We start from the raw sequence: 19319 nt of genomic DNA, 5'->3' as shown, positions 1-19319 counted from the left end.
GGCCCATCTGAGGAGGAATCATGAGCGACGCCGAACGCAGTCCTTTGCGCAATCACCGGAGCGGTCAGGAGATCGAATGCTGGCTCACCGACATGGACGGCGTGCTGGTTCACGAGAATCACGCCATCCCCGGAGCCGCGGAACTGATCCAGCGCTGGGTGGACACTTCCAAGCGCTTCCTCGTCCTGACCAACAACTCCATCTTCACGCCGCGAGACCTGGCCGCCCGTCTGGCATCCTCCGGCCTGGAGGTGCCCGAGGAGAACATCTGGACCTCCGCGCTGGCCACCGCCCAGTTCCTGAAGGAGCAGGTGCACAGCTCGGACAGCGGCAACCGCGCCTACACGATCGGTGAGGCCGGACTGACGACGGCGCTCCACGAGGCGGGCTTCATCCTCACCGATCAGGACCCGGACTTCGTGGTGCTCGGCGAGACCCGGACCTACTCCTTCGAAGCGATCACCATGGCCATCCGCCTCATCCTGGCGGGCGCGCGGTTCATCGCGACCAACCCGGACGCCACCGGCCCCTCGAAGGAAGGCCCCATGCCGGCCACGGGCGCGATCGCCGCGCTCATCACCAAGGCCACGGGCCGCGAACCGTACATCGTGGGCAAGCCCAATCCGATGATGTTCCGTTCGGCCATGAACCGCATCGACGCCCACTCCGAGACCACGGCCATGATCGGCGACCGCATGGACACGGACATCGTGGCGGGCATGGAAGCCGGCCTGCACACGGTGCTCGTGCTCTCCGGCATCACCCGGAGCGACGAGATCAGCTCGTACCCCTTCCGGCCCAACCAGGTCCTCACGAGCGTCGCGGCGCTCGTCGACCAGATCTAGGCCAGGCCGTCCCGGCCGGCGGGGACGGCTCAGGCCGCCGGACCCAGCCTGCCCAGGCCCGTGGCGAAGTCGGTCGCATAGACGAGCGTGACGTCACGGCCCGGGGGCAGGAGCAGAGAGGCCGTCTGCGTCATGTAGTCGGCTTGGACGTACACCGCGATGTGGCAGGAGCGGTCGGCCGGGATCTCGAAGGTCATGTACCCCCAGAACACCACGTAACTGCGCCCGTCGATGCTCACCACGGGCCGGAACCGTCCCGAGGCCATCACGTTCTGGGTGGTCACCTGAAGGGTGAGGAGGCGCCGCTCCCCCTGGTGGTACTCGACATACGGGATGACGCCGTTCGGCAGGGGCTGCCCGGAAACGCTCATACCGCCCTCCTCAGGGATGTGCTCGTCGGGGACTTGCTCGCGAGTGCGCGACGGCGGACCGGAGGCCGGCCCGCCGTCGCGCGTTGAGGCTCAGTGCTCAGAGGCTCAGTGCTCAGTGCTCAGAAACCGAAACCGAGGGGTCAGACCGTCGGCTCGACCGGGGGAAGCGAGGACCACGGGAAGGTGATCCACTTGTCCGTGCGGCGCCATTCGAAGTCCGGCGCCAGGATGGTGCGGGGCTTGGTGTAGAGGCAGACGGTCTTGACCTCGGCGCCCCAGTCGCCGATCAGATCCACCACCTTGGCCAGGGTGCGGCCGGAGTCGGAGACATCGTCCACCAGGAGGACCTTCTTCCCGCTCAGCGCGCCCTCGTCCAGCATGGGCGGCAGGACCACGGGCTCGGGCAGCACCGTGCCGATTCCGGTGTAGAACTCCACGTTCAGGGCGCCACAGGCCTTGGCCCCGAGGGCGTAGGCGATGGACCCGGCCAGGAGCAGGCCGCCACGGGCGATCGCGACCACCACGTCCGGCTGGAACCCGCTGTCCACCACGGTCTGGGCCAGCTCGCGCGACGCGTCGCCGAAGGTGTCCCAGGTGAGGACTTCGCGTTCGGGCTCGGGGAGGACGTCCACCCCGGAATCATCAAGGTTGTTTGCCATGTACCAAAGTTACCGGTGCGCCCGCTCCGGCGGGTAGTCGGGGCGGAACGCGACAGTGCGCCGGACGGCGATCAGGGGGACGTCAGAGCGGGAAGTAGCGATTCATGATCTGCTCGAGGATCGGGTGGTACACCTGTGGGCTCCACTGCGGGCTCGCGTGGGCCGGGACCGCACCCCGGGTCTCGATGTCGGAACTGAGCAGCTGGGACGGAAACGCGTTCCGCCAGCCCTGCCGGGCCGTGTAGTAGTCCACCGTGCCGTCCCCGGGGTTTCCGATGAACACGAGGCTCGTGTACGAGAGCCGCTCGGCCAGCGAGCGCACGTCGAAGCCGTACACGTAGGCCGCCTCGCTCTGGATGAGGAATGACGACGGCGCCAGCGGACTCAGCTGCTCGGCCGTCTGTTCCAGGATCTGCCGCCAGGTCCGCTCGTGTTTGTTGACGATCCGCTCCCCCAGCTCGTACCCGCCGCGGACGATCGTCGGGATCGGCACACCCTGTTCGTAGCTGTAGACCACACCTCCGAACGAGTCCTGGTCCAGCACGTCATAACGGCTCGCGGGGCTCGAATCGAGCAGGATGAAGCGCACCTGGATCTGATGCCGCTCCCACAGGAGCACCGCCGTCTGCACCGCGAGCATCCCGCCGAAACTGTGTCCATAGAGGAACACGTGGCGGATCCCGCGGACCCGGGTCGACGCGGCGATGGCGTCCACCACGTCGTTGACGGACAGGCCGAGATTCGAATACCCGACCGCCGCCATCCGCCCCCAGCGGCCGATCGCCGGCTTGAGGGTCGTCAGGATGAACAGGGCCTCGTCCCAGCTGGTCTTGAAACCGGGGAGGAGGTACCAGCCCGCGTCGGCCGGGGCGTCCCCGGGCGCGTCGTCACCGAGGGTCAGGATCGTGGTCTGCCGTCGCTGCTCGGCGATGGCCCTCGTGTAGGCGAGATCCGCGGCGAGGAACGCGGAGGCGCCGCCCAGCCAGAGGAAACTCCGCCGCGAGAACCGGCGCATGCGGCCGGCGGTGCGCAGCAGGGACGCGAGATGGCGACGGCGGGCCGCGCCGTCGTCGTCGTGCCCTGTGCCCGGACCGTCCGGCCCGGGCACAGGGGGCGGGAGATCAGTCGAGTCCGAGTTCATCCTTGGAGAAGGCGAACAGGTAGGGGACGCCCGCCTCGGCTTCGATCTTTTCCTTGGCGCCGGTGTTGCGGTCCACGATCACGGCCACGGCCTTGACGTTGCCGCCCGCGTTCCGGACTCCCTCGATGGCGGTCAGCGCGGAGCCGCCGGTGGTGGAGGTGTCTTCGAGGACCACGACGTCGCGTCCGTCGACGCCCGGGCCTTCCACCTGGCGGCCCATGCCGTAGGACTTCTGGGCCTTGCGGACCACGAAGGCGTCGATGGAGCGGCCCGCGTCACCGGCGGCGTGCATGAGCGCGGTGCCCACCGGGTCGGCGCCCATGGTCAGGCCGCCCGCGGTCTCGAACTCGATGCCGGCGTCGTCCAGCAGCTGAAGCATGACCTGGCCCACCAGGCGGGAGGCCTCGTGGTGCAGGGTGATGCGGCGCAGGTCGACGTAGTAGTCGGCCTCCTTGCCACTGGAGAGGGTGACCTTGCCGTGGACCACGGCGAGTTCCTTGATGAGGTCGAGCAGGCGGGCGCGGGCAGCGGCGGCGTCGAGGGCAGTCATACGAGAAGTTTATCGACTGGCGGCGGCCGCGCCGTCAGCCGGCTCCTGGACGGGTGGATTGCGGATGCCCACCGCGGAGACCAGACCGCCCACGACGAGCAGGACCGCCGTGACCAGGAGGACCCGGTGGAAGCCGTCGAGGTCCAGCGTCGGCCCCACGATGAGGCCGAGCACGGCCACGCCCACCAGGCCCGCCACCCGCGCGACGGCGTTGTTCACCGCCGAGCCGATGCCCGATTGCTCCTCCGAGACCGAGCCGAGGATCGCCGCCGTGAGCGGGGCCACCGTCACCGAGAGGCCGATGCCGAACAGCAGGATGCCCGGCAGCAACTGGGTCCAATAGTCCACCGGCACGCGGGTCGTGACCATGAGCAGATACCCCGCGCCGCCCAGGATCGGTCCGAGGGCCATGAACCACCGGGGTCCGTATCGTCCCGCGAGGGAGCCGAACCAGCTGGAGAGCGCGATGTTCAGGATGCTGATGGGCAGCGTGGCCAGGGCGGCGAAGGTGGCCGGGAACCCCGCCACCTGCTGCAGGAAGAGCACCACGATCAGGCCGCCGATCGAGAGCGCCGCGTAGATGAAGGTGGTGGCGATGTTCCCGACGCCGAAGTTGCGCACGGTGAACAGGCTCAGCGGCATGAGGGGCTGCTTCGCCGTCGCCTGACGCCAGAGGAAGCCCGCCAGACACAGCACGCCCACGACGAACGGGACCCAGATGCCGGGGCTCCCCCAGCCCAGGTTCCCCTGCTCGATCAGGGCGTACACCGGGCCGCCGAGGCCGAGCACGCAGAGGACGGCTCCCGCGTAGTCGATCCGGACACCCTGCGCGCGGGTTTCCTTCATCCCGAGGACGGCGAGCAGGTAGAGCGTCACGGCGATGGGCAGGACGTTGATCCAGAACACCGAGCGCCAGCCGACCGTGTCCACCAGGACGCCGCCCAGGATCGGGCCCGCGATGAAGGCCACCGTGGTGCCCGCGGTCCAGTGGCCGATGGCCTTGGACCGTTCAGGTCCGCTGAAGTTCGCGGTGATGAGCGCCAGCGAACTGGGCACCAGGAGCGCGGCGGCCGCTCCCTGGAAGCCACGGCCCACGATCAGGACCTCCGCCGTCGGGGCGAACGCGCAGACGAGCGACGTCACGCCGAAACCGATCAGCCCGATCCTCAGGATGAGGATCCTGCCGAGCACGTCGGACAGTGAACCCGCCAGCAGGATGAGGGCGCCGAGCGTGATGAGGTACGCGTCCACCACCCACTGCTGCGTCGCAAGTCCCCCGCCGAATTCGCGGTCGATGGCCGGGAGAGCGACGTTGATGACACTGCCGTCCAGGAACGAGACGAAGGACGCCAGGATGGTGATCCAGAGAATGAGCCGCTGAGCGGCGGGGCCGGTCTTCATGCCGAGGGACTCCGGTTCTGCAGCGCGTTGCTCCCGGTCGGGATGGGCCCGGGAGGACGACGGCGGGCGCCGACCGTTCCATTCTGCCCCCGGGAACGTTCGAGGTCTCCCCCTTGGCCCGTCCGGGCGGCGTGGCCCGGGGAGGGCGGTCCCGGGGAGGCCGGCCCCGGTAGGTTCGCACCGCCCGCCGGGCGCGGTCCCTGGAGAGGCCGGCCCCGGGGAGGCCGGCCCCGGCACCGGACAGCTTGCGGCTGCACGGCACGCGCGTGGCGCCGATGTAACCCTCGCGAAACGTGGTGCGAGTACCCTGGGCGTATGCGCGCACTTCAGGCCCAGATCATCGAGGAAATGGGCGTCAAGCCCGAGATCGACCCCGCGGCGGAGGTCGCGTCACGGGTGGAGTTCCTGGCGTCCTATCTGCGGGCGACCCGGACCAACGGCTTCGTGCTGGGCATCTCCGGCGGTGTCGACTCGTCGCTCGCCGGGAAGCTCTGCCAGCTCGCCGTCGAGAAGCTCTCCTTCGAAGGGGTGGACGCCGCCTTCGTCGCGGTCCGGCTGCCCTACCGCGTCCAGCACGACGAGGACGACGCCCAGGCGGCGCTCGCCTTCATCAACCCTCACACGGAATGGACCTTCAACGTGGGCCCCGGTGTGGACGGCGTGGAGGAGGAGTTCCTGAAGACCACGGGCTCTGAGATCTCCGATTTCAACAAGGGCAATGTGAAGGCCCGCATCCGCATGGTGGCGCAGTACGCGCTGGCCGGCGAACACAACTACCTCGTGGTGGGGACCGACCACGGCGCCGAATCGGTCACCGGGTTCTTCACCAAGTTCGGCGACGGCGGGGCCGACGTGCTGCCGCTCTTCGGGCTGAACAAGCGCCAGAACCGTCAGCTGCTCGAGCACTTGGGCGCGCCCCGCCAGGTCTGGGAGAAGGTCCCGACCGCGGATCTTCTGGACGGCAAGCCGGGTCGGACCGACGAGGACGAACTGGGCATCAGCTACGACGACATCGACGACTACCTGGAGGGCCGCGAAGTCCCCGAGGGCGTGGCGGCGACGATCGAGGAGAAGTACCTCCGGACGCGCCACAAGCGGACCACCCCGGTCACGATCCACGACGAGTGGTGGAAGCAGGGCTGATTTCGTGGCCGTCATCCACCGGGCGACGCTGAAGCCCACGAAGCTCGAACTGCTCGCGCCCTGGCTCGACCAGCAGTCCTGGTCCGGCAGCGGCGGCGAACTCGAGCGGATCGGCAGCTACCGCTTCGACGACCCCGCGGGCGAGGTCGGGATCGAAGGATTTCTGCTCCGCCGCGGCTCGGACATCCTCCACGTCCTCCTCACGTATCGCGGTGAGCCCCTGCCCGGCACCGACGACCAGCTGATCGGCACCATGGAACACTCGGTTCTCGGCACCCGCTGGGTGTACGACGGCATCGGGGACCCGGTCGGCCAAGACGCGCTGCGCCGCGCCCTCCGCGGTGAGCAGGGGCAGGCGCTCCTGGAGATCCACGACGACGCCGGCACCGTCGTCCAGCGGCCCGAACCGGACGTCCGGGTCAGGCTCGTCGTGGCCGACACCGCGACCCCCGGAACTCCGGCATTGACCTCCGTTGAGGACGCCTTCGACGCGGTGGGCACGGGAGACGAGCGGTTCCTCGTGGCCCGCAGACCGTCCGCTCCGGGTGCGGGGCCTGGTCAGGGTGCGGGGCCTGGTCAGGGTGCGGGGCCTGGTCAGGGTGTTGGCCATAGTCAGGGTGGATCCCGGCTCGTGGCCACCTGGGCGAACGGCGAGGCCGTCATCGCGTCCCTGGGCTGAGGACTGCCCGGACGATCAGCGGCACCGCCTCAACCGACCCCACCGACTTGTGTGCTCAGTAGTCGCGGGTCGTGGCCCCGAACACCCGCAACTACTGAGCACACAACACCTCAGGACCTCGCCGTCAGTCCCGGTTGAACTCGGCCGGACGCTTCTCCTGGAATGCCGCCATGCCTTCCACCTGGTCGGGCGTGCCGAAGAGGGAGTGGAACAGCCTGCGCTCGAACACCACGCCCTGAGCGAGCCCGGTTTCGAACGCGGCGTTGACGGCCTCCTTGGCCATCATGGCCACCGGCTTGGACTTCCCGGCGATCGTCTCGGCGACCGCGAGCGCCTCTTCGAGGAGGGATTCCGTGGGCACCACGCGGGAGACCAGCCCGGACCGCTCCGCCTCCGCGGCATCCATCATCCTGCCGGTGAGGACCAGGTCCATCGCCTTCGCCTTCCCCACGGCCCGCGTGAGCCGCTGCGAGCCGCCCATGCCGGGGATGACGCCGAGGTTGATCTCGGGCTGACCGAACTTCGCGTTCTCGGCGGCGATCAGCAGATCGCACATCATCGCCAGTTCGCAGCCGCCACCCAGCGCGTATCCGGAGACCGCGGCGATCACGGGGATCCGCACCCGGGTGAGCTCCTCCCAGCCGCGGAACCAGTCGGCCCGGTACATCTCGAGGTGGTCCTTGGACGCCATCTCCTTGATGTCCGCACCGGCGGCGAACGCCTTGGCCGACCCCGTGAGGACGACCGCGCCCGTGCCGGGGTCCACGTCCGCAGCCCGGATGGCGTCCACCACCTCGGTCATGGTCGCCAGGTTCAGCGCGTTGAGCGCCTCCGGCCTGTTGAGGGTCACGATCGTGACGCGCCCACGGCGCTCCACCAGGATGTTCTGCACGGGTGCTTGCTCCTTCGCAATCGGCGTCTGAGGAATGGGAATGCGGGCTGAGTGCTGCGGTGTCGGGCGCCGGAGGCAGGGCCTCCGGAATCAGAGTGTCAGATCGCCGCCATCCGTCTCCCCGGGTTCGAACGGGGCGAAGTAGGAGGCGACGAGCTCCGGACTGACCTCGGTCAGCCCCGCGTGCTCCCAGTGCGGCGTGCGGTCCTTGTCGATGACCTGGGCGCGAATGCCCTCCCGCATGTCCGGGGAGGCGAGGCACCGGACCGCGACGCGGAACTCGTCCCGCAAAGCCTCCTCGAGCGTTCCGGAGCAGTGGCGGCGCACGGCTTCGAGCGCCACGGCCACGGAACGCGGACTCTTGGTCCGGAGGGTGGCGGCTGCCGCCTGGGCCTGCGCCTCAGGGTGGGTCTCAAGGCGGCTCAGGATGACGGCCGCGGACGCGTCGCCGGACAGGGCTCCGGCGTAGCAGTCCTCGATCCAGGAGGCGGCGCCGTCGGCATCACCGGCTGCGGCGAGCACCGCTTCCGGCGCCATGCCGGCGAAGCGGGCCACGGCGTCGTCGGCGGTGTCAGTCTCCAGGAAGGTCAGGAATTCGGGGAGGTTCGCGGCCGGCACGAAGGCGTCCGCGAGCCCGAGGTGGATCGCGTCCCCGGGGCCGACGTGGTCGCCGGTCATGGCGGCGTGCACGCCCGCGACGCCGGCGTGGCCCAGCAGCCAGGTCCCCCCGACGTCCGGGACGTAGCCGATGGTGACCTCCGGCATGCCCATCCGGGTGGTCTCGGTGACCACCCGGTGCGAAGCGTGGGCGGAGATGCCCACGCCTCCACCCAGCACCAGACCGTCCTGCACGGCGATCACGGGCTTGGGGTAGCCGAAGAGGAGGGAGTTCATGCGGAACTCGGCGCGGAAGAAGTCATGGGAGGCCCGCTCCCCGGCCACGATGTCCCGGTACATCGCCACGACGTCACCGCCGGCGCACAGGCCGCGCTCTCCCGCCCCGGTGATGATGACGTGCTCGATCGACGGATCGACCGCCCAGGCCCGCAGCTGCGCGTCCACGGCCTCCACCATCCCGTGGTTGAGCGCATTGACCGCCCGCGGCCGGTTGAGGATGACCATACCGGCATGACCACGCTGCTCGAAGGTCACCTCCGCTGACTTCACCTCAGCGGCAGACGGCCCGGCCGTGAGGGCGGAGGCTGAGAGGGTGGACGGTGCGCTGGTACTGGAAGGCTCCATGGCTCTAGCTTGCCCGAAAGGCGGACCAGTTTCATCTGCAACGGCTCCCGATGTGGAAAAGCCCCCTCCTCCATCGGTGGATGGAGGAGGGGGCTGAGGCGGGCACGGACTGCCGCCCGTATCCGGGCGCCGAGGCCTCAGGCGCGGACGTCCTCCGGCTTCTCGCCGAGATCCTTGGTCCGGACCTTGTACGTCTCCCGGAGGCCGAGCACGCACAGCGCCAGGACCAGGCACGCGGCGCCGGAGTACAGGGCGATGCCGAGGGAGCCGCGATTGAACGCGATGAACAGGGCCGTGGCGATGCTCGCCGCCGTGCCGCCGCCCAGCGCCGCGCCCGTCTGGTACGTCGCGGAGATGGACGAGTAACGGCTCTCCTTGGAGAACTGCTCACCCAGGAACGCCGGGATGCAGCCCTGCGGCATGGCCATGAACACGTTCACCAGGATGAAGGCCACGGTCGCGAGGAACGCGACGCGGCTGTCCACCATGCCGAAGAAGAGGAAGAAGAACACCGCGTAGATCACGGCGCCGCCGGCGATCACCTTCTTGCGTCCGATCCTGTCCGAGAGCAGACCCATGAAGGGAGCTGCGAGCATGAAGGCGAATGAGCCGGCCACCTGGAACAGCAGTGACTGGGTGTCCGTGTAACCGCGTTCCTCGGTGTAGGTGACGGTGAACAGGGAGCCGATGTACGCGATGGTGTTGTAGCCGAACGCGACGCCGATCGCCAGGAGCATCTGCTTCGGGTGCCTCCGGATGGCCGCCAGGAGCGGCACGCGCGGAGCGCTCTCCTTGTTCACCGTCTCGTGCGGCATGCGGGTGCGGGCGATCAGGCCCACGAGCACCAGGAGACCGCCCAGCCAGAACGGCACACGCCAGGCCCAGGCGGTGAGCTCGGACTCCGGCAGGAGCGTCATCACCGTGAAGACACCCGTGCCGAAGAGGCTGCCGATGCCGATGCCCGTGCTCGTGAAGCTGCCCCAGAGGCCGCGGCGGTTCTCGGGCGAGTTCTCGATGCCGAAGAGTGATGCCCCACCCCATTCACCACCGGCCGCGAAGCCCTGCACCAGGCGCAGGATCACCAGCAGCACCGGAGCCAGCAGACCGACGTTCTGGTACGTCGGGAGGCAGCCGATGAGGAAGGTGCTGCCGCCCATCAGGAGCAGGGTCATGACGAGCATGGACTTGCGGCCGATGCGGTCACCGAAGTGACCCACCACGATGCCGCCGAGGGGCCGCACGATGAACCCGGCGCCGAACGCGGCGAAGGCCACCAGCGTCCCCGTCAGGCGGTCCGCGGCCGGGAAGAAGAGTGTGGGGAACACGAGGGCGGCGGCGAGGCCGTAGACGATGAAGTCGTAGAACTCCAGTGCCGTGCCGAAGCCGGAGATGAAGAAGGTGCGCAGCGCAGTGGTGGCCTGGGTGCCCAGCGTCGGGGCATCCTGCGGCGCCGGGGCGACGGCCGGCGAGGACTGGGTGTGGGACATGAGAGCGGTTCCTTGTGGAGATGGAGCGGGGAGGGAGGGGAGGTCAGAAGCGCGCAAGGCCGTGAACGGCGGCTTCGTCCGGGCGGCCTGCGAAGTAGTCGAGAGCGAAGTGCTCGACGTCGACGCCGATCGTCAGCAGGGTGCCCCACTGATCGATGACGGGCTTGGCGGTGTCCGGGGACATGCAGATGGGAGCGGCGGACCCTTCGCCTCCGCAGGCTGCGCGGGCGCGCTCGACGGGTGCCAGGCCTGCGAGGGTTCCCCGGACGGCGTCGAGGTGCTGATAGCGCTCGGCCGTGGAGGAGTCGGCGGGCATGGTGTCGCCCTGGAAGAGGTCGTGATCGAGGAAGTGGTTGGTGTGGAAGAGCCAGCCGTCCTCGCCAGGCCGGACGACGCCGAGGCCTGCCGGGGCGAGTTCGAGGCTCACGGCGCGGGAGTCGCCGTCGTGGAAGTCGAAGACGGTGAAGACGGTGGAGGCGCTGACAGTGGCGCTCGCCGCGATGTCTTGCGCCTCCTCCAAGGTCGCGGCCTCCTCCAGGATGCGGCGGGCGATCGCGTGGACCGGAACACCGCCCTGATCGGAGTCGCTGCGGTGGGACAGGATGTTGAAGTGCAGGCCGAGCCCGGCGTCGTTGACCCCGATCTTCGCTGCGGTGCCGAACTCGGTGAACAGCTTGACCCTGCGGCCGGCCGGGCTGGTCAGGTCCAGCAGCAGCCCGTCCGGCACCAGGAATTCGTGCCAGTCCCACGTCTGCAGGGTCTCCGGGGCGCGGTCCTCGCCGGTGAGGACCGCGGTGGAGCATTCACCCTCGGCACGAGGCGGCGCGGCCGCAAGGATCTCGGTGCGGGCGCCGACGGCGGCGAGCTGCCAGAGTTCGAGGCCGGCGGCCGCGGCGATGGCCTCCGCCTCCGCGGCCAGGCCCGGAGCCCAGTCGGCCAGTGCCGCGTGGCTCGTCTCGGCGATACGCCGGACGGTCTCCGCAGGGATCTTCAGCGCCGCGAAGTGCTCGAGGTACAGACCGGCCACGTCCTCGAAACGGTCGCCGAATTCCAGCCCGAGTTCACGGCCGCGGACAGCCGGGTCCTGCGTGGTGGAAGTGGCGGTGAAGAGCTTCATGAGGGGTTCCTTCGTGGGGGCGTTTTCTGAGGTGCAGATCACATTAGGAAAGTAAAACGTTTTATGCAATGATGGTTTTCCACATGGCCTCCGCGACCCGTGTGCGGGCGGTTCCGTCCCTGGTGAAATGGGGGTGACAACGACTTCAGGAGGGTCCGTGGCGCTTGGCAAAGGAGCGACGATCCGGGATGTGGCGCGCCGCGCGGGGGTGTCCATCACCGCCGTCTCGCACTCGCTGAACGGCAAAGGGACCATCAGCGAGGAGACCCGGGCCCGGGTGAAGGCGGCCGCGGACGAACTCGGCTACCAGGCGGACGCCTTCGCCCGCGGAATGCGCCAGGGCAGCATCGGCGCGATCGGCCTCGTGATGCGCTCCCTGGACGCCCTGGGCGATTACACCCCGGCCGGCGTCGACGTGTTCGAGCGCTTCGCGGGGATCCTGTCCTCGCGGGCGCTGGCCCGCGGGCTCAGTCTCACGCTCGTGCCGGACCTGACCCGCAGTCCTGTGCCGCCGCTGGCGTTCTCGATGGACGGGTACGTCATCATGAGCCCCAATGCCCAGGACCCCGTGATCGACCTCCTGGACCGGCGCGGCATCCCCTACGTCTGCTACGGCAAGCTCCTGGACAAGCCGGACTTCACGCGCTGGTCCTCGGAGGACGACCCCCTCGCCGCCCGGCAGATCCTTGCGCACTTCGAAGCAGCAGGAGCCCGCGAGGTGGTGCTCGTCTCCGGAACGGACCGGAACGCCTGGAACGCAGACTTCCTCCAGGAGTACCTGGCGTGGTGCGAGCGCCACGGGGTCACGCCACGGGTCTACGAACAGTCGGAGCGCTCCGGGCTCGACGGCGGCCGCGACGCCGGGCTGCGCATTCTCGCGGACGGCGTCCCCGAGGCCGTGTTCTGCATGACCGGGCGGCACGCGGCGGGGGTGCAGCAGGAGATCCTGGCGGCCGGGCTGACCGTGCCGGGCGACGTGATGATCGCCGCCGCGTCGGATTCCGAGCACGCCCGCTCGAGCCGCCCCGCCATCACGGCCTTCGAACTCAACCCCGCCGGCACCGCGGACCTGCTCCTGGACATGCTGCAGGAACTGCTCAAGACCGGCGAGACCGTGGGTCCCCGCCTCACGCGGGCCAGGCTTCGCCCGCGCGCGTCGACGAGGAAGGAGTAGGTCCCCATCCCCTCTGATCGACTGCTCCACACGATGCCATTCCGCCCGGAATTCCGGGGATTCCGGCATCGTACGGAGCAGTGGATGAGAGGCAGGCGATCCGGCGGCGGGGGTCGTTGGAGGGGCGCTGTCAGGGACGATGCGATTCGAGGATCCGCACGATCTCCGTGAAGCCCATCCGTCGGGCGTTGTCGAGCGCCGTGCGGCCCTGCGGGTCCCGGATGCCGGGGTCCGCACCCGCGGCCAGGAGCAGCCGGACCGCCTCCTGCTGGCGGGGGCCGCCGGCGTTCAGGAGGATCGCCTCCTGCATCCCGGTCCAGCCGAGACGGTTCACGTGGTTCACGGGAACTCCGGCCGCGATCAGGATCCGGATCGTCTCGACGTGTCCGTGCTCGCAAGCCGGGATGAGCGCGGTCCCGCCGAAACGGTTGGTGCTCCGCACGTCCGCGCCCGCTGCCAGCGTGAGCCGCAGGACGTCGTTGAACCCTTCCGCCCCGGCGTAGAGGAAGGCGGAATCCTGGATCGAATCCTTGGCGTTGACGTCGCCGCCCTGCTCGATGAGCCGCTTCACCTCGGCGGGGTCGTTCCGCTTCGCGGCGCGGATGAGGTCCTGATCCAGCCGGGCCCTTTGTGCCTCGGTCAGGCGGGCCCGGGCGGCGGCTCGCGCCCGGGGGTCCAGTCCGGTGGGCGACGGCGTGCTGCCGCTTTCCGCGGCGGGTGAGCCGCGCTGTGCCGGGGACGACGCCGGCGGCGAGGTCCGCGCGGAGGGTGCGGCGCCGTCGTCGGACGGCTGAGCTGGTCCCGGCTGAGCGGAACCCGGAGCGGAACCGGGCGCGCAGGCGGCGAGGAGCCCGGCGGCAAGGACCGCCAGGCTCCCCTTCAGCACTGCGCCACGCGTCGGCATGGCCTCCATCATCGCTCCTAGCGGCCCAGGATCGCCTCGGCGCCGGCCGTGGCGCACGCCTCGTCCAGGGCGCCGTCGGGCGCGCCGCCGACGCCGATGCCCGCCACGGACACGCCGTTGACCTTGAGCGGGACGCCGCCGGCCAGGAACAGGGTGCCGGGCAGATCGGCGATGGAGGGCTTGCCGTTGCCGCTGATCCGTCCGGCCAGCTCACTCGTGGGGGCGCCGAAGGCCGCCGCGGTGTAGGCCTTCTGCTTCGAGGCCTCGAGGGTGTGCTGCGCGGCGTTGTCGCCACGGAGGACCGCCTGGACGGTGCCGAAACGGTCCACGACCGTGACGGAGACGAACGGGAGCTTGTCCCCCACGCACTTTGCCAGAGCGGCCTGGACGGCCTTGGCGGAGGCGGTCGCGGAGATCCGGTTCTGCGAGACCGTGGTGCCCTCGCCGGCCGGGATGTCCGCCGTGGGAAGACGCTTGGCGGTCTCCGCGGCGGGCGCGGCCGCAGGCTGAGACGCCTGCCCGGCATTGGCGGCCGCGGTGACGCCGCCGGTCAGGAGGAGCGCCGCCGCCGCTGCGGAGAGGACCTTGATGTTGCTCTTGCTGATGGCCATGATGTGCCTGCCCTTCGGGAATGGATCGTGCCTGGATCGGACTCGGTGGTCACTGCGCGAGCCCACGGACCCCGGCGTGCCGGGTCTCCCCGGCCTTCCTGACGGGTCCGTGAGCTCCTGACATCCATCCTTCCGAGACGCGGTTCCGGCCACATCGGCAGTTCCAGCAGGGGTTCCTCATGCCTTCGGGTGGCGGCCTCAGCCAAAAGGATGAGACGCGCTTTTCCTGTCGGCCCCGTCTCGTAGAGTGGCCCCATGATCACCGCACCCCCGGCAGGCCGCGAGCGCTATCTCGGCGTGGCGGTCCACTGTGGGTTCACGGTGCTCCTGACCGCCTCACTGATCCGTTACGTGCTGCGGCATGGACCGGATGAGAACCTCCTCGTCCTGGTGCTGGCCGCGGCGCTCTGCGTGCTGTACGCGGCGGCGGTCCGGCTGCGCGGGCCCGCCCGCCCCGTGGTCCTGTGGATCCTCGTGGCGGTCTGGGCAGCACTGGTCATTCTCGCCCCGAGCTTCGCCTGGTGTGCGTTCGCGGTGTTCTTCGTCGGCCGGTCCGCGGTGTCCGGAAGGGCCGCCGCGCTGGCGACCGGGCTGACCGCGCTGAGCACGTCCGTCGGCCTGTTCAAACTCAGTGGGTACACGGACGTGGCGGCCCTCCTCGGCCCGGCCGCCGCGGCGCTCGTCCTGACGCTCGTCTACGACCGTCTGGAGGACGCCCTGTCCCGCCAGGCCCAGCTCAATGCGGAGCTGCGCACCGCGCAGGCCCAGACCGCCGCCGCGGAACGGGCCGCCGGCACGCTCGCGGAGCGGGAACGCGTGGCCCGCGAGATCCACGACACCGTGACGCAGGGCCTCGCCAGCACCGTGCTGCTCCTGGAGGCGGCGGACCGCACGGAAGGGCTGAGCCCCGAGGTCCGTCAGGCCACCGAACAGCTCAGGGTGAACCTCGCCGAGACCCGGGGACTGGTCCACAATCTCGCGACGGCCCCGGAACCCGATCTGCCGCTGGAAGACGCCCTGGCCGCCGCGGTCCGGCGCCATGTCCCGGGAATGCGGATCAACGTGACCGGCACCCCGCGGGCCCTGCCGCCCGAGGTGCGGCACGCCGTCGTGCGGATCGCCCAGAGTGCCGCGGCCAACGTCGAGCGGCATGCCTCCGCCCAGGCGGCGAGCGTCACCCTCGGCTTTCTGCCGGGGTCCGTCACACTGGATGTCTACGACGACGGCGTGGGCTTCCGGCCCACGGCCGCCGCAGAGCCGGGGCCCGGCGGCGGGTACGGACTGCGTGCCATGCGACAGCGGGTCGAACAGCTCGGCGGCACCTTCGCGGTGGAGTCCGCTCCGGGCGAGGGCACGGTGATCGGCGTGGAGATCCCGACCGGTGACGCCGGTGCGGTGGAAGGAGGAACGGCATGATCACGGTGCTGCTGGTGGATGACCATCTGGTGGTGCGGAGCGGTCTGCGAGCGCTGCTCAGCACCCAGCCGGACATCGAGGTGGTCGCCGAAGCCTCTTCGGGCGAGGACGGTGTGGCGACGGCGCTCGAGCAGGCGCCGGACGTGGTGCTCATGGACCTGGCGATGGGCGCGGGCATCGACGGCATCGAGGCGATCCGGAGACTCCGCACCGAACGTCCCGCACAGGCCGTCCTCGTGTTCACCACCTACGATTCGGACGCGGACATCGTGCGTGCCGTCGATGCCGGAGCCATGGGGTATATCCTCAAGGACGCCGCCCCGGACGAGATCTTCGCGGCAGTGCGGGGCGCGTCCCGGGGGCAGAGCCACATGAGCGCACCCGTCGCGAGCCGCCTCTTCCAGCAGATGCGGAACCCCGACGAGGCGCTGACACCCCGGGAGGCCGAACTGCTGACGCTGCTCACCCAGGGCCTCTCCAACAAGGAACTCGGGCGGAAGCTCTTCATCTCCGAGGCGACCGTCAAGACGCACCTGGCGCACATCTACGCGAAGCTCGGCGTGGACTCCCGGGCCGCTGCCATCGCGAAGGCGCTGCGGCGCGAGGGGATGCGATGACGGTGCCGGCGGCCGAGGTCGCGGAGCTCGTGTCCCGCAGACAAGGCTCCGTGCGGTTCCTGCTGTTCGCCCCCGGGCTGGCCGGTCATCCTCTGGACGACCAGGACGAGGTGTTCGCGGCGGCCGCCGAGGACCTGGGCGGCGATGCCGTGCTGCTGGGCGAGACTCCCCTGCTGTTCGCGGGGCTCCACGCCAAGAGCCTGTTCGCCCGGCGGCAGGAGAGCGTCGGGTTTCTCGTGACGGATCGGGCGGTTCACGTGAGGGACGCGCCCTCCACGCCGTTCGAACCTGCGGCCCCGAGGGCGGTGCCGCTCCTCGCCTCCCCTGACGCGGCGGAGGCGGCCCGGAAGGTGGTGCGCACGGCGTCGGCCACCTTCGACCGGAAGTGGGCCGAGACGCTGAGCGATCCCGGCGCGCTGCGGGAGGCCCTCGACGTCGTGCGCGAGGTCATCGAAAATGTGCTCGAGTCCGGCGGAGGGGTCGACGAGGACTTCGAGCCGGACGACTGGCTGGACTGACAGAACCCGTTCAGGGCACACGCCGGAGGCTCGGCGCGTGAGTCTTGCCACGTCCTCGGCTTCCGGCCCCGATGAGCCGCGCGGCCGATGACATACTCGGGGCATGGGAGATCAGCAACTCATGTCGGGGATCATCGCCATCGGGCTCGGGCTGGTGACCGGGGTGCTGTTGTTCGTGCCGTTCGTGGCGGTCAGCTATCGGCGGCGCGGCAGCCTGACCTTCGGCCGGGGGCTGCTCTGGGCGGCGGCGGTCGTGTACTTCTGGGCGATCTGGACGTACACCCTCCTGCCCTTGCCGGATCCGGAGACGGTGCGGTGTGCGGGCGTCAATCTCGAACCGTTCCACTTCATCGCGGACATCCGGGAATCCCTCGCCCGCTCGGGCGCCGGTCCGCGGGCCGCCCTCACCGACACCGCGGTCCTCCAAGTCGCGTTCAACGTCCTGCTCTTCGCCCCGCTCGGCTTCTTCGTCCGGGCACTCGGTTCCCGGGGCTTCCTGATCTCCACCGTCACCGGGCTGGCCGTGTCCGCCTTCGTGGAGTTCACGCAGCTGACCGGCGTCTGGGGCATCTACCCGTGCGCCTACCGGGTGTTCGACGTCGACGACCTGATGGCCAACACCCTCGGCGCGCTGCTCGGCTCGTTCCTCGCGCTGCCGTTCTTCGGGCGACGCCGCCACGTTGCCCCGGCCGCCGCCGTCGCGCGCCGGGTCACCAAACCGCGGCGCTTCCTCGCCATGCTGTGCGACTGGCTCGCGTTCACCCTGCTCAGCGTCGCCATCACGGTGGGCATCCGCGCATTCCTGCTGTTCGTCCTCAACGACCGTGAGGCCCTCAACCGGGACGACTACTCCGCGCTGGTCGGCACCGGCGTCGCCTTCCTGCTGTGGCTGGTGGTCACGTTGGTCAGCGGCCGCACCGTCGGCGATCACGCGGTCCAGCTCCAGTACGACGGCGGCCCCCTCCCCCGACCGCTCGCTCGGCCGCTGCGTCTGCTCGGAGGCATCGGCGGCTACGCGCTGCTCGGTTTCCTTCCGGAGGAACTCGGCTGGGTGGGTTCCCTCTTCGTCCTCGTGTCCCTCGGAACCCTGGTGTTCAGCGCGAAGGGCCGCGGCCTGCCGGGCCTGGTGTCGGGCCAGCAGGTCCGGGACGCACGGGAGACGACGCCGGTGCAGGCCTCGGTCCCTCCGGGCTGAACAGGAATTCCCGGGTCCTGCACCCACCCCGAAACAGTGGATTCCCGCCGAAACCGCGTGCAAAACACACTGTTTCGACGGGAATCCACTGTTTCAGCGGGTCCGGGCGGGCACGGACGAATTCAACCGGGCCAGACCCGAGGAAGGCGGGTGCGCCCCGCGGGACTCATCTCACCAGTGTGCGCGCCAGTACTGCGGTGCGAACGGGGTCTTGTCGAGTGGTTCGCCAAGGGAGCGGGCCGCCAGCGCGGGCCAGTTCGGCTCCTTGAGGGCGGCGCGGGCGATCGAGACGCCGTCCGCCTGGCCGTTCACCAGGACCTGCTCGGCCTGCTGCGCCTCGTTGATCATGCCGACGGCGCTGACGAAGGCGTCGTTCTCCGCGCCACGCTCCTGAGCATCCGCGGCCAGGGCCTTCTTCACCTGGGCCGCCAGCGCGATCTGATACCCCGGGCCGGTGGGGCCGTGGTACGCGCCGATGCCGCCGCTGGACAGGTCGAAGACGGTGACACCCTCGGCCCGGAGCTCCACCGCGAGACGGGCGGTCTCCTCGATGGTCCAGCCGCCCTCCACCCAGTCGGAACCGGAGAAGCGCACACCCAGCGGCTTGTCGGCCGGCCAGACCTCACGCACCGCGGCCACGACCTCCCGCAGGTACCGGGTCCGGCCTTCGTAGGAGCCGCCGTAGGAGTCCGTGCGCGTGTTGCTCAGCGGAGACAGGAACTGGTGCACCAGGTAGCCGTGGGCGGCGTGGATCTGGATGAAGTCGAAGCCGGCGTCATCGGCGCGGCGGGCGGCCGCGGCCCAGGACGCCACGGACTCCTGGATCTCCTCGACGGTCAGCTCATGCGACTCGGCCAGGCCGTGGATCGAGGTGACGGATGGCGCGACCGTGACCCAGCCGCCGTCGGCCACCGGGACCGACCCGGTCAGGCCCTGGTCCACCCAGCGGGGCAGCCAGCCGTACGTGGAGGCCTTGCCGCCGGCATGCGCCAGCTGCACGCCGGCCGCGGCGCCCTGGCTCTTGATGAACGCGGTGATGGGCTTGAAGGCCTCCACCTGCTCGTCGTTCCACAGGCCGAGGTCCTCCGGGGAGATCCGTCCCTCCGGCACCACGGCCGTGGCCTCGGTGATCACCATGCCGAAGCCGCCGGCGGCGCGGGCGCCCAGGTGCGCCTGATGCCAGGCGGTCGGCACGCCGTCGCGCGCCTCCACGGAGTACATGCACATGGGGGCGAGGAAGGTCCGGTTGCGCAGCGTGAGCTGGCCGGACGGGGCTGACAGGACTGCTTCACTGAAAAGTTGGCTCACGATGATGGGCAACCCCAGGCGTCCGGATCGTATTCCGATGGTGACGCCG

General features: G+C 70.0%; 20 protein-coding genes. 8 read left to right on the top strand and 12 right to left on the bottom strand.

What is annotated here, in order from left to right; all coding sequences use genetic code 11:
- Positions 1 to 20: 20 nt before the first annotated feature.
- Positions 21 to 845 carry an HAD-IIA family hydrolase gene (locus tag P9849_RS02040; protein ID WP_066214694.1) on the top strand — a complete coding sequence of 275 codons (825 nt, stop codon included), beginning with the start codon at positions 21 to 23 and terminating at the stop codon, positions 843 to 845.
- Between the two features lie 29 nt (positions 846 to 874).
- On the opposite strand, the gene P9849_RS02035 is transcribed toward P9849_RS02040, so the two are convergent.
- The 5 genes from P9849_RS02035 to P9849_RS02015 all read right to left on the bottom strand — a co-directional run bounded on the left by P9849_RS02035 (position 875) and on the right by P9849_RS02015 (position 4967).
- Entirely contained in the window at positions 875 to 1216 is a 342-nt protein-coding gene (locus tag P9849_RS02035; protein ID WP_278268076.1) for a hypothetical protein, read from the bottom strand.
- A gap of 140 nt (positions 1217 to 1356) precedes the next feature.
- Positions 1357 to 1875, bottom strand: a complete 519-nt coding sequence (locus P9849_RS02030; protein WP_066214690.1) for a phosphoribosyltransferase — start codon at positions 1873 to 1875, stop codon at positions 1357 to 1359.
- An 82-nt stretch (positions 1876 to 1957) separates the two neighbouring features.
- Positions 1958 to 3016 (bottom strand): alpha/beta fold hydrolase, encoded by a 1059-nt coding sequence (locus tag P9849_RS02025; protein WP_278268075.1) that lies wholly within the window; start codon positions 3014 to 3016, stop codon positions 1958 to 1960.
- Entirely contained in the window at positions 2997 to 3566 is a 570-nt protein-coding gene (gene pyrE, locus P9849_RS02020) for an orotate phosphoribosyltransferase (protein ID WP_066214684.1), read from the bottom strand. The genes P9849_RS02025 and pyrE overlap by 20 nt, the downstream gene beginning before the upstream one ends.
- A 9-nt stretch (positions 3567 to 3575) precedes the next feature.
- Positions 3576 to 4967 (bottom strand): MFS transporter, encoded by a 1392-nt coding sequence (locus tag P9849_RS02015; RefSeq protein ID WP_278268074.1) that lies wholly within the window; start codon positions 4965 to 4967, stop codon positions 3576 to 3578.
- Between the two features lie 315 nt (positions 4968 to 5282).
- On the opposite strand from P9849_RS02015, the gene nadE reads away from it, so the two are divergent.
- On the top strand, positions 5283 to 6110 hold the full coding sequence (nadE, locus tag P9849_RS02010) for an ammonia-dependent NAD(+) synthetase (RefSeq protein ID WP_278268073.1): 828 nt from the start codon (positions 5283 to 5285) through the stop codon (positions 6108 to 6110).
- 4 nt (positions 6111 to 6114) lie between these two features.
- Positions 6115 to 6789 carry a hypothetical protein gene (locus tag P9849_RS02005; protein ID WP_278268072.1) on the top strand — a complete coding sequence of 225 codons (675 nt, stop codon included), beginning with the start codon at positions 6115 to 6117 and terminating at the stop codon, positions 6787 to 6789.
- Between the two features lie 124 nt (positions 6790 to 6913).
- On the opposite strand, the gene P9849_RS02000 is transcribed toward P9849_RS02005, so the two are convergent.
- From P9849_RS02000 to P9849_RS01985, 4 genes are all read right to left on the bottom strand, one after another.
- Positions 6914 to 7681 (bottom strand): enoyl-CoA hydratase, encoded by a 768-nt coding sequence (locus P9849_RS02000; RefSeq protein ID WP_278268071.1) that lies wholly within the window; start codon positions 7679 to 7681, stop codon positions 6914 to 6916.
- A 90-nt stretch (positions 7682 to 7771) separates the two neighbouring features.
- Entirely contained in the window at positions 7772 to 8923 is a 1152-nt protein-coding gene (locus P9849_RS01995; protein ID WP_278268070.1) for a 3-hydroxyisobutyryl-CoA hydrolase, read from the bottom strand.
- Between the two features lie 137 nt (positions 8924 to 9060).
- Complete coding sequence (locus P9849_RS01990) at positions 9061 to 10410, bottom strand: MFS transporter (protein ID WP_278268069.1); 1350 nt, start codon at positions 10408 to 10410, stop codon at positions 9061 to 9063.
- Positions 10411 to 10453: 43 nt separating this feature from the next.
- Complete coding sequence (locus tag P9849_RS01985) at positions 10454 to 11527, bottom strand: C45 family peptidase (protein WP_278268068.1); 1074 nt, start codon at positions 11525 to 11527, stop codon at positions 10454 to 10456.
- A gap of 157 nt (positions 11528 to 11684) precedes the next feature.
- Between P9849_RS01985 and P9849_RS01980 the strand changes: the two genes are divergently transcribed.
- Positions 11685 to 12701 (top strand): LacI family DNA-binding transcriptional regulator, encoded by a 1017-nt coding sequence (locus P9849_RS01980; protein ID WP_278268067.1) that lies wholly within the window; start codon positions 11685 to 11687, stop codon positions 12699 to 12701.
- 130 nt (positions 12702 to 12831) lie between these two features.
- Here the strand turns inward: P9849_RS01980 and P9849_RS01975 are convergent, their stop codons facing one another.
- Positions 12832 to 13614, bottom strand: a complete 783-nt coding sequence (locus tag P9849_RS01975; protein ID WP_278269066.1) for an ankyrin repeat domain-containing protein — start codon at positions 13612 to 13614, stop codon at positions 12832 to 12834.
- 8 nt (positions 13615 to 13622) lie between these two features.
- The gene (locus P9849_RS01970; RefSeq protein ID WP_278268066.1) at positions 13623 to 14216 is read right to left on the bottom strand and encodes a heme-binding protein; all 594 of its coding nucleotides are present in this window, start codon (positions 14214 to 14216) and stop codon (positions 13623 to 13625) included.
- A gap of 255 nt (positions 14217 to 14471) precedes the next feature.
- Here P9849_RS01970 and P9849_RS01965 point away from each other — a divergent pair, with 255 nt between their 5' ends.
- From P9849_RS01965 to P9849_RS01950, 4 genes are all read left to right on the top strand, one after another.
- Positions 14472 to 15632, top strand: coding sequence for a sensor histidine kinase (locus P9849_RS01965; protein WP_278268065.1), 1161 nt, complete (start codon positions 14472 to 14474; stop codon positions 15630 to 15632).
- Positions 15629 to 16249 carry a response regulator transcription factor gene (locus P9849_RS01960; RefSeq protein ID WP_278268064.1) on the top strand — a complete coding sequence of 207 codons (621 nt, stop codon included), beginning with the start codon at positions 15629 to 15631 and terminating at the stop codon, positions 16247 to 16249. The genes P9849_RS01965 and P9849_RS01960 overlap by 4 nt, the downstream gene beginning before the upstream one ends.
- On the top strand, positions 16246 to 16767 hold the full coding sequence (locus P9849_RS01955; RefSeq protein WP_278268063.1) for a hypothetical protein: 522 nt from the start codon (positions 16246 to 16248) through the stop codon (positions 16765 to 16767). Before P9849_RS01960 ends, P9849_RS01955 begins: the two co-directional genes overlap by 4 nt.
- A gap of 103 nt (positions 16768 to 16870) precedes the next feature.
- Complete coding sequence (locus P9849_RS01950; RefSeq protein ID WP_278268062.1) at positions 16871 to 17962, top strand: VanZ family protein; 1092 nt, start codon at positions 16871 to 16873, stop codon at positions 17960 to 17962.
- Positions 17963 to 18133: 171 nt separating this feature from the next.
- Here the strand turns inward: P9849_RS01950 and P9849_RS01945 are convergent, their stop codons facing one another.
- Positions 18134 to 19270, bottom strand: coding sequence for an NADH:flavin oxidoreductase/NADH oxidase (locus tag P9849_RS01945; RefSeq protein ID WP_278268061.1), 1137 nt, complete (start codon positions 19268 to 19270; stop codon positions 18134 to 18136).
- Positions 19271 to 19319 lie beyond the last annotated feature (49 nt).

This window comes from Arthrobacter sp. Y-9, from assembly GCF_029690065.1.
Taxonomy (GTDB): domain Bacteria; phylum Actinomycetota; class Actinomycetes; order Actinomycetales; family Micrococcaceae; genus Arthrobacter_E.
Note: the sequence above shows the minus strand (reverse complement) of the source record. Positions and strands in the feature narration are given on the sequence as shown.